We start from the raw sequence: 10,065 nt of genomic DNA, 5'->3' as shown, positions 1-10,065 counted from the left end.
ACTTTTATTTGATACTTATATTGTAACTAAAAAAAGATATGATTTCCATCACAAATTCGAAATTATATCTTTTTTGGACTTTTTCAGTGGCCTCTTCCGCTGGACCTTTTTCGACAGGCTGGCAGTACCCGCTTGGGTACTGCAAACTTAAATAATATTTTAGATACGAAAAAAGCTACATTCTCATTGGTTTATCTCCAACAAAAATGTAGCTTATAACTTGGTGCCGTAGGCGGGATTCGAACCCGCACGATCATTTGATCACTACCCCCTCAAGATAGCGTGTCTGCCAATTCCACCACCACGGCTAGTATTTAGATTGCTTTTATATTCTAACTCTAAATACTAATTATGTCAAGAAATTTACTTGTTTTTATCAGAACCATCATTATCTCCTGATGGATTATTTTGTAATTCTTTAGGAATAAACCATTTATATATATCTTTATACAAATCATAAGATTTTGGATTAATATCACCCTTAATTCTATTATCTATAAGTAGAGCATTGTTTCTAAAAAATAAACCTACATATGGTAAATCTTCTAATAAAATATCTTGTATATCATGATATTTCTCTTTCTTTTCTTCTCTACTTTGAGCATTAAAAGCTTCAACTAATAATTGATCCATCTTAGGATTTTTATAAGCTATGAAATTATTTCCTTTTTTTATCTCTTGTGAATGAAACGCAAAAGACAAATCTGGAGTTTCAGAAAATTCCCATCCTATTAAAACTATATCAAAATCTCCCTTTTTAATTCTAGATGTTATATTTCCCCAATCTTTTTCAATCTCATCATCTGAAACCATTTCTTCATTTTTAATAGTATAATCTGGTATAATAGATATTCCTATTTCTTTTAAATCTTTAATTATCATATCTGCAGTACCAGTCCTTAAAGAATTATAGGAATTGGTTAATAATTTAAATTCTAATTTTTTCCCATCTGGTGTCTCTAATATACCATCTTTATTAGAATCAACAAAACCTGCTTTTTTTAATATATCTTTAGCTTCATCAGGATCATATTCGTATTTAATTGCATCTTCATTTATTAGCCAAGATTTATATAATAATGGCAAATCAGATTCTGTAGCATTTCCCATATAATTTTTCTCAATAATATTTTTAATATCAATTCCATAAGCTATAGCTTTTCTTATAATTTTACCATTCTCATTATTAAATATTGTCTTTCTAAAATTAAAACCTAAAAACTCATAATTATTAGTAACATATTCATAAATCTTAGTGTTAGCATTATCAGAATATTTATCCCAATCTCTTCCTGATACTTTCGCCAAATCAACACCTCTTGAATTAAAAGAAGTAACTGTTACATCATCTTCAATAATCTTACCAACTATTGTATTAATATATGGTTTTCCTTTCCACCATTCATTATTAGCTTCTAATTCAATAAATTTCATTTTTTCGTAATCTACAAATTTATATGGACCTGTACCAATAAATGTATAATCTTCTTTATCACTTAACAACTTATCAAAATCATTGCCTCCACTTCCATTTTTAAATTTATGTTGTGGAAATATAGGGAATGTTAAACTCTCTAATGCATTACTATAGCTTCTATCAAAATTTATTTCCACATTTTTATCGTCAATTATATTAACATTAAATATATGTTCAATATTTTCTGGTTTTATAGCACTAAAATATTGTTCTAATATATCTCTATATATAGAATCCCTAGCAGCATGTTTCAATGCATCTATAGTAAATTTTACATCTTTAGAAGTAAAATCTTCGCCATCATGCCATTTAACATTATCCTTTAACTTTATATTTATAGTACGCCCTCTATTTTCAATCTTATAACTATCTACTAATAATTTTTCTATATCATGATTTTCATTAAACTCAAATAACCCTTCATAAACTAACCTATAAAAATCATACAAACTTTCACTTTTATTTAAAAGAGGATTTATAGTATTTACTGGAGAAATTGGTATAGTTATTTTACCCCCGTATTCTGGATCATAATTTTCCTCTTCCTCAATATTACCTTCTTTTTTTTCATCATTAAGGGTATTATCTGTACATCCAATCATCACAATACTCACTAACAAAACAACTGCTAAAATTTTCATCCTCAGTTTTCTCAATAATATTCCTCCTTAAAAATTAAATCTCAATACTAATATTATATCAAAAATTATATAATATTGAACTTAATATTAAAATTATAAATCATATAAATATTTATATACTTTTCTTCTAAAATTCACTTTTTTTATATATTCTCTAGTTTCTTTAAAAGGAACAATATCTAATGTTTTACCATCTTTACTATATTTCTCATCCTCAAGCCATTTTGAAACATTTCCACTTCCACCATTATATGCTGCTAAAATAAGATCAATATCTTCAAACTGTTTATATAAATGATTTATATACCAAGTACCCATTTTTATATTCACTTCAGGAGTATATAACATCCACTCTTCAAATTCTTTCATAGAATTTTGCTGAGATATCCATATAGCTGTTTCAGGCAATATCTGCATTAATCCTATAGCTCCCTTTGATGATACTACATCTTTATTAAACTTACTTTCTACACTAATTATTGCAGCAACTAAATTAGGATCTACATTATAATCATCACAATACATTAATATATATTCCTTGTATTTTAGTGGATATATTTTTTCCTTTACAAACTTAATACTTAAAACTGTTATTACTAATATTAATATAATTAATATTATAGCAGATAATATATCTGATGATTTATTTTTCAAATATACCCCACCTATTCCATTATTATTTCTGATATATTTTTTTCTATAGATTCTATTGTATATTTAATATTTTTAGTATTATCAATTATTCTATCACAGTATTTCTTTTTTTCCTCAATATCCATTTGAGAATTTATTCTAGATACTGCTTCCTCATTTGTATAATTATTTCTTTCTTTTAATCGCTCTATTTGTTGATTTTTATTAGCATAAACCAGCCATATTTCATCAAATCTTATATTTTCTTTTTCTAAATCATTTTTTACTTCTATAAGCAAAGGAATATCTACGAATATTAATTTAGATCCTTTCTTTTTATATTTCTCAATATATTCTTTAACCTTTAAATAAATCCTTGGATGAACAATATTATTAAGTTTAGATCTTAAATTTTTATTATCAAATATTATACTACCTAATTTTTCTCTATCTATATTATTATTAGAAAGTAATATTGAAGTACCAAATATATTAACAATCTCCCTATATGCTGGTTCGTTTACCTCTACTACTTCTCTTGCTACTAAATCTGCATCTATCAAAGGATATCCTTTTTCTCTTATTATTCTTGAAACAGTAGTTTTACCAGTAGCTATTCCTCCTGTTAATCCAATTATTTTAATCTCACTTTGCCTCATACCAGCTGTCTCCCTCTTGCATATCAACAACTAAAGGTACATCAAGTTTTATAGCATTTTCCATTAAATCTTTAAGTAACAATCTTACTTCTTCTATTTCTTCCTTATGAGTTTCTATAATTAACTCATCATGAACTTGTAATATAAGTTTAGATTTTAACCCTCTAATTTTTAATTCCCTATATACATTAAGCATAGCTATCTTTATAATATCTGCTGCCGTTCCCTGTATAGGAGTATTTAATGCTGTTCTTTCTCCAAAAGATCTTATATTATAGTTTCTTGATTTTATTTCTGGAATAAATCTTCTTCTATTTAATAAAGTTTTTACATAACCATCCTTTTTAGCTTGACTTATTATATCATCCATATATTCTTTAACATTACTATAATTTTTAAGATAATTATCAATATACTTTTTTGCTTCTTTTCTACTAATGTCTAAATCCCTGGATAAACCATAATCACTTATACCATATATAATTCCAAAATTAACTGCTTTTGCTCTTCCTCTCATTAAAGAAGTCACTTCATCTCTTTTAACTTCAAATACCTCTGAAGCAGTTTTTGTATGAATATCTTCTTGAGCTTCAAAGGCTTTAATAAGTTTTGACTCATTTGAAATATGAGCTAATACTCTTAATTCTATTTGAGAATAATCTGCATCTACTAATTTATAATTTTCATTATCAGCCACAAATACCTTTCTTATTTTTCGCCCTTCTTCAGTCTTTATAGGTATATTTTGAAGATTTGGATTTGTACTACTAATTCTACCTGTAGTAGTTATTGTTTGATTAAAATTCGAATGTACTCTATTAGTTTTTTTATCTATTAAAGGCATAAGTCCGTCTACATAAGTTGATTTTAATTTTACAATCTGTCTATATTCCAATATTTTTTCTATTATTGGATGTTCACCTAATAATTTATCTAAAACTTCAGCATTAGTAGAATAGCCTGTTTTAGTTTTTTTAATTACCGGCAAATTCAAATTCTCAAATAAAATAATTCCTAATTGTTTTGGAGAATTTATATTAAATTTTTCTCCACTGTATTCATATATATTTTGAGTTAAACTATTTATCTTTTCATCAAATTCCTCTCCTAATTCTCTTAATATTTGAGAATCAACTTTAAATCCATGATATTGCATATCTGCTAAAACTTCAATTAGTGGCATTTCTATATTTTGGAATAATTCTTTCATATCATAATCTTCAATTTTCTTCATCAATATAGGTTTTACTTTATATATTATATTTAACTGAGACAATATAAACTCAGATAATTCTTCTCTTTCTATTTCCTTCAAAGTCTTTTTATTTCTTCCAGTACCTAATAAATCTTCAAAATTTTTGATCCCTATATTTAAATAATCATCTGCTATTTTTTTCAAAGAATAATCATTTTGTGAAGCTTCTATTAAATACTGTGCAATTACAGAATCAAAAGAAATATTATCTATTTCTAAACCATATCTAAATAATACTAATATATCTTCTTTGATATTATGACCGGATTTAGAAATATCCGAACTTCTAAATACTTCTTTTAAATATAATAATTTTTCTCTTATATCTTCTTCATTTTCAAAAGAAATATAAAAAGAGTCTTCCTTTCTATATTTAAAAGATAAACCTAAAATATCATCTTTCAAAGGATTTAAACCATTAACAATAAACTTAAATATAAGATCATGTTTATTATTAATATTTTTTACTTCTTTCATTAAATCTTCTTTAGTATTCAAAAATTTTATATTCATATCAATACTCTCTTTAGAATCTTCTATAACCTTTTTATCAATCTTTTGTATAAAAGTTTTAAATTCTAACTTAGTGTATAATTCTAATAGCTCTTTTTCATTTGGATCTTCTCTTTTTAGTTCCTCTAAATTAATATCTAACGGAACATTTATGATTATCTCAGCCAGTTTTCTACTCATAAATGCTTGATTTCTATTTTCTATGAGTCTTTCTTTTAATTTCTTTCCTGAAACTTCTTCTATATTGTCATATATTCCTTCAATTGAATTATATTTTTTTAAAAGTTTTATACCTGTTTTTTCACCAACTCCTGGAACTCCTGGTATATTGTCAGACTTATCTCCCATAAGTCCCTTTAAATCTATAAATTGAGTAGGTGTTAATTCATATCTATCTAACATAGCTTCTTCATCGTATATTTCAAGATTCGTAATACCTTTTTTAGTAATTAAAACCTTTATATTCTTATCTACTAATTGAAGATAATCCTTATCTCCTGTAACCAAAATAACATCCATATTCTTATCGCCACAATATTTAGCTAAAGTTCCAACAATATCGTCTGCTTCATAACCGTCTATCTCCACTCTATCTATATTCATTTTATCTAATACATCTTTTAATATTGGAAATTGCATCCCTAAATCATCTGGAGTCTTCTTTCTGCCTGCTTTATAATCTATATACTCCTTATGTCTGAATGTAGGTCCTTTCTTATCAAAAGCCACTGATATATAATCAGGATTATAATCATCTAAAACTCTATAAAGCATTGTCATAAATCCATATACTCCATTTGTATATAAATTATCTTTATTCTTTAACGGTGGTAATGCATGATAAGCTCTATGTAATAAACTATTTCCGTCTATCAAAACTACTCTTTTATTCTCCATTTTTACAACTCCTCTAAATCATTAAATAATTTGTTCTACAAAATAAGTATATACTAAAAAACTTTTTCAGTAAATAAAGGAGATCTATTAAAATAGATCTCCTTTATTTACTCATCAAAACAAATTATTTTTTCACATTATTCTTTTTACGAAATAAAAATATTAATATAGCTACTAATATTAATATTGGCAAAAAAGTTATAGTGTATATAATAATATTTTGAAAAACTTTAATAATAAAATTTATAGTAGATATAAAGCCCTTCCTTGAAGTTAAAAATATATTATTATCTAATGATTGAATTTTATCATCAATAGAATCAACTTCCGTCATTTCTAAATTTATAGTAGAATATGATACTAAATCATCTAAATTTTCTAATGTAGATTGTGCCTGTTCAATTTCTGTTCTTATCCTCCTAAGTTCATTTTCTATATTTAAAATATCATCAATATTTTCAGCTTCATCTAATAACTCTTTTAATCTTTTTTCTTGAATATTAAGATTACTCAATCTAGCTTCTAAATCAATATATTCTTTAGTAACATCATCAGAACTTGTAGATATATTAATAGCTTTTCCTCTTTGAGATATAAATTTAATAGTCTCATCTAAATCCTCTTGTGGAATTTTTATATTTATATTCCCTTCCCTATATTCTCTATTTCCTTCATTTACAATATTAATATCAGAATTTTCAATAAATCCTTCTTTAGAATTAATATAATCATATATTTCTTCTAGTATTTTATTGAAATCTATTATTTCCATTTTAATATAAGAATTTTTTATTATTTTATTATTTATTATATTTTTTGCATCATATTCTTTTTCATGAGTATCAGATGACTCTATATTATTATTTATGCTATCATTTACTCCTATACTATTATTTTGCTCTGTTGTATCAATACTTTCTTCTGTTCTATTTCCAGAATTTGTACTTAAATTATTCTTTATAATATAAAACATTTTAGGCATTATAAATATAATAAGTATTAATGAAATAGCAACTCCTAAACTAATCCACTTTCTATAGCTTTTTTTCCTTGCCATAAATGATTTTTCATTTTCTAGTTTATTTCTCAATATATATTCATAATCATCAGGTAAAGATTCGTTTCCAATAGATTTTACTTTCTCAACAACATCTAATGTCTCTTTATATATTTTATCGCATTCTTTACATTCTTTAATATGATCTTCAAATTCTTTTTTTTCTATTTCACTGAGTTCATTATCAATATAAGGAGATATTTTTTCAACACATTCATTACAATTCATTTTTCTCCTCCTTCCATATATTTAGACTTAATTCTACAAATTTTGTTCCAATTCTTCTTTCAAAATTATTCTCAATTTATCCCGCCCTCTTTTAATCCTAGATTTTACTGTTCCTATTGATATTTCTAAAATCTCCGATATTTCTTTATATGAAAATCCCTCTATATCTCTTAAAATTATAATTATTCTATATATATCATCTAATCTATTAATTGCATTATGTACTAACTCCCTACTCTCTTTCTTATCTAAAATATCATCAGGTTTATTTCTATCATCTCTTACATCCCTACTCATTTTCCCTTCTAATGTCTCAATAGGATTATCTAATAGATAAGTTTCATTTTTATTATTTTTATTTATAGAATCTATGCATATATTTACTATAATTCTATAAATCCAAGTATTAAAGGATGATTTGAAATTAAATGTTTTAATATATTTAAAAATTTTAATGAAAGCTTGTTGAGATACATCTTTAGCATCTTCAGGCTCCTTCATGAATTTTAAAGCTATATTATATGCTCTTTTTTGATAACTATCTATTAACTTTTCAAAAGCATTTATATCACCATTGGACGCTTTCTTTATTAATATTTTTTCATTTAAGGTCATATTCACACCCCTTTCGCCTTATATATTTGACTTATAAAAAAGAAAAAAAGTTCCATTTATATAATAATTATATTTAAATATTAATTTCCAAATTCACTTGACATTTTATTAATATATATGTTATTATATATCTCGTCATGAATATGCCGAAGTGGTGGAACTGGTAGACGCGCCGGACTCAAAATCTAATGCGTGTGCTATACACACATATGGCAGAATCCTTGATAAATCAAGGTTCTTACAACTTAATAAACTGCTTTATTTTTAATATCCCTCTTAAATCTGTTAGGATAAGTAAGTGTTGCGAGATTTTAAATATAAGCCTATAAGCAAGCCGGTGTGTCGGAATTGGCAGACGACCGCGACTCAAAATCGCGTGCTATAATGGCGTGTGGGTTCGAGTCCCACCACCGGCACCAGTAAATTCAGCTCTTTAGTTTAGACTACAGAGCTTTTTTTATTTCTATCTCATCCCAATCTTCGTAAAAATCTATCGGCTGTTCAGACGGGAATGCAGGTAGAATTGCATTAGCAGAAGAAATCTTGCTGTTGTAGTCTAAATGTGTATAGATATTTGAAGTTGTTGAAATATCACTATGACCTAACCATTCTTGTATTTCTTTCAAACTCACGCCATTAGCATATAGTAAGCTGGCACAACTATGTCTTAAATCATGAAATCTAATCTTCCTCAAGTTATTGTTTTACGTTTAAAGTCAATAGCATCCCATTTTAAACCGATTATCTCACTCCGACGCAATCCATAGAAGGCTGCTAAAATGATTGCCAGTTCCATAGGGTCGCCTATGGAAACTTTAAACAAGGTATCAAGTTCTTCTGCATTATAGTAACTTGCAACATACTGCTCTTTCTTAGGACGTTCCACTCTATCAGCTGGGTTGGTTTAATTAATTGAAGTTGAAAGGCATATTGCAATGCTTTTCGTATATTCGCATGACTGTGAATAACTGTGTTCGCTGATAATCCTAAATTTAATTCGTATTGATAGTAATCTTGAATATATTTAGGGTTTTCCTCCATTTCAGTAAGTGTATATTTCTTTTCTAAGAAGTAGGGTACAATACGTTTTTTCACTGTACTGTTGTAGGATGCCAATGTTGTTTTTTCTACACAAGATTTCATCATTTCCAACCATTCAAGCATAAAATCTGTAAAAAGTATAGACACCTCATCTGTTGCTGGGTTAATGTCCTTTGCAGAATTACTATCAATCCATTCAAGTTCGACTGCATAGTCAAGAGCTATTGTAATTACTTCATGTAATTACAAGATAACCGTTTTAGTTGCCCGATTCTCTGATTTCTCATGATTGTAATAGCTTTCAATATCTGATGTTTTTAAATCACAGATACGAATCTTTGACTTTTCAAAATATGGCTTTATGAAAATTTTTACGTTATATGAGTACAATGCAAAAGTTTCGGCATCTAAACTTTTCATCTTGTCTTTCAGCCATTTTTCAAGGAATTTATGGAACGGAGTGTTCTTATCCGTCATAGCGTCCTCTGAATTGAAATTCTTTCTTGGTTCTAAGAGCATAGCTTCAGCACGTTTCTGATTTCCTTTGATTTGAAGTCCTGTACTGATTGATTTGGTACGTCTTTTGCCATCACCATACTTATAACTTAATATCATTTGAAAATATCCATTTTGTTTTCGTAAGTGTCCTGCTACCATGTTAGTTCCTCCTAAAATAATAGCAGTCAATCACCTACCACTGACAATTTTAGTATATCAGCTTAATTGACTGCTTACAATTTTGTGACGCAGTAGATTTTCAAACGACATTTATATAAAGTAAGATATTGAGCTTTGGGATTTTATAAGTTCTTCCTATCTTGAAATGTTGTATTTTATTTTCTCGGAGTAACTTGTAAGCTGTCTTTGTACTTATCCCAATCATTTCACTCATTTGTTCCACATCAACTACGTCTGGATACTCTTTAAACATAACAGGGTAGGTATCTTTTTTTGTTATTTTTCTTTCCATAAAAAATACCTCCAAGTATAAGGTGACCCCAAAAAGTTAGACTTTTTTCAGAGTAGAGATTTGTAATGATTTCTACTCT

At 26.9% G+C, this 10,065-nt stretch carries 10 protein-coding genes and 2 tRNA genes; 1 reads left to right on the top strand and 11 read right to left on the bottom strand.

What is annotated here, in order from left to right:
- Window positions 1–221 precede the first annotated feature (221 nt).
- The 7 genes from GOQ29_RS09955 to GOQ29_RS09925 form a co-directional block, all read right to left on the bottom strand.
- A tRNA-Leu gene (locus GOQ29_RS09955) sits at window positions 222–308 on the bottom strand.
- A 55-nt stretch (window positions 309–363) separates the two neighbouring features.
- Window positions 364–2,133 (bottom strand): peptide ABC transporter substrate-binding protein, encoded by a 1,770-nt coding sequence (locus GOQ29_RS09950; RefSeq protein ID WP_203372500.1) that lies wholly within the window; start codon window positions 2,131–2,133, stop codon window positions 364–366.
- A gap of 78 nt (window positions 2,134–2,211) precedes the next feature.
- Complete coding sequence (locus tag GOQ29_RS09945; RefSeq protein WP_207750693.1) at window positions 2,212–2,772, bottom strand: lytic transglycosylase domain-containing protein; 561 nt, start codon at window positions 2,770–2,772, stop codon at window positions 2,212–2,214.
- Window positions 2,773–2,783: 11 nt separating this feature from the next.
- Window positions 2,784–3,410, bottom strand: a complete 627-nt coding sequence (coaE, locus tag GOQ29_RS09940; protein WP_203372499.1) for a dephospho-CoA kinase — start codon at window positions 3,408–3,410, stop codon at window positions 2,784–2,786.
- A complete protein-coding gene (polA, locus tag GOQ29_RS09935) occupies window positions 3,397–6,075 on the bottom strand; it encodes a DNA polymerase I (RefSeq protein WP_203372498.1) in 2,679 nt (892 codons plus the stop codon). The genes coaE and polA overlap by 14 nt, the downstream gene beginning before the upstream one ends.
- A 124-nt stretch (window positions 6,076–6,199) precedes the next feature.
- Window positions 6,200–7,360 carry a DUF4349 domain-containing protein gene (locus GOQ29_RS09930; RefSeq protein ID WP_203372497.1) on the bottom strand — a complete coding sequence of 387 codons (1,161 nt, stop codon included), beginning with the start codon at window positions 7,358–7,360 and terminating at the stop codon, window positions 6,200–6,202.
- Between the two features lie 33 nt (window positions 7,361–7,393).
- Entirely contained in the window at window positions 7,394–7,975 is a 582-nt protein-coding gene (locus GOQ29_RS09925; protein ID WP_203372496.1) for an RNA polymerase sigma factor, read from the bottom strand.
- Window positions 7,976–8,308: 333 nt separating this feature from the next.
- On the opposite strand from GOQ29_RS09925, the gene GOQ29_RS09920 reads away from it, so the two are divergent.
- Window positions 8,309–8,394: transfer RNA gene (locus GOQ29_RS09920), tRNA-Leu, on the top strand.
- 24 nt (window positions 8,395–8,418) lie between these two features.
- On the opposite strand, the gene GOQ29_RS14680 is transcribed toward GOQ29_RS09920, so the two are convergent.
- From GOQ29_RS14680 to GOQ29_RS09910, 4 genes are all read right to left on the bottom strand, one after another.
- Complete coding sequence (locus GOQ29_RS14680; protein WP_252187588.1) at window positions 8,419–8,670, bottom strand: tyrosine-type recombinase/integrase; 252 nt, start codon at window positions 8,668–8,670, stop codon at window positions 8,419–8,421.
- 109 nt (window positions 8,671–8,779) lie between these two features.
- Window positions 8,780–9,139 carry a tyrosine-type recombinase/integrase gene (locus tag GOQ29_RS14675; protein WP_484477079.1) on the bottom strand — a complete coding sequence of 120 codons (360 nt, stop codon included), beginning with the start codon at window positions 9,137–9,139 and terminating at the stop codon, window positions 8,780–8,782.
- Window positions 9,140–9,259: 120 nt separating this feature from the next.
- Window positions 9,260–9,673, bottom strand: coding sequence for an N-terminal phage integrase SAM-like domain-containing protein (locus GOQ29_RS14670; RefSeq protein WP_252187586.1), 414 nt, complete (start codon window positions 9,671–9,673; stop codon window positions 9,260–9,262).
- A 100-nt stretch (window positions 9,674–9,773) separates the two neighbouring features.
- A complete protein-coding gene (locus GOQ29_RS09910) occupies window positions 9,774–9,986 on the bottom strand; it encodes a helix-turn-helix domain-containing protein (protein WP_203372495.1) in 213 nt (70 codons plus the stop codon).
- Window positions 9,987–10,065 lie beyond the last annotated feature (79 nt).

It is taken from the genome of Anaeromonas gelatinilytica (assembly GCF_016820635.1).
Taxonomy (GTDB): Bacteria; Bacillota; Clostridia; order Tissierellales; family SIT17; genus Anaeromonas; species Anaeromonas gelatinilytica.
The sequence above is the reverse complement of the archived record's forward strand: the minus strand, read 5'-3'. Positions and strand labels throughout refer to the sequence as shown.

Bases quoted from the DNA above. Each gene is read 5' to 3' on its own strand.
- GOQ29_RS09925 (WP_203372496.1), bottom strand. From the start codon at position 7,975: ATGACCTTAAATGAAAAAATATTAATAAAGAAAGCGTCCAATGGTGAT.
- GOQ29_RS09930 (WP_203372497.1), bottom strand. From the start codon at position 7,360: ATGAATTGTAATGAATGTGTTGAAAAAATATCTCCTTATATTGATAAT.
- coaE (WP_203372499.1), bottom strand. From the start codon at position 3,410: ATGAGGCAAAGTGAGATTAAAATAATTGGATTAACAGGAGGAATAGCT.
- GOQ29_RS14675 (WP_484477079.1), bottom strand. From the start codon at position 9,139: ATGCTTGAATGGTTGGAAATGATGAAATCTTGTGTAGAAAAAACAACA.
- GOQ29_RS14670 (WP_252187586.1), bottom strand. From the start codon at position 9,673: ATGGTAGCAGGACACTTACGAAAACAAAATGGATATTTTCAAATGATA.
- GOQ29_RS09910 (WP_203372495.1), bottom strand. From the start codon at position 9,986: ATGGAAAGAAAAATAACAAAAAAAGATACCTACCCTGTTATGTTTAAA.
- polA (WP_203372498.1), bottom strand. From the start codon at position 6,075: ATGGAGAATAAAAGAGTAGTTTTGATAGACGGAAATAGTTTATTACAT.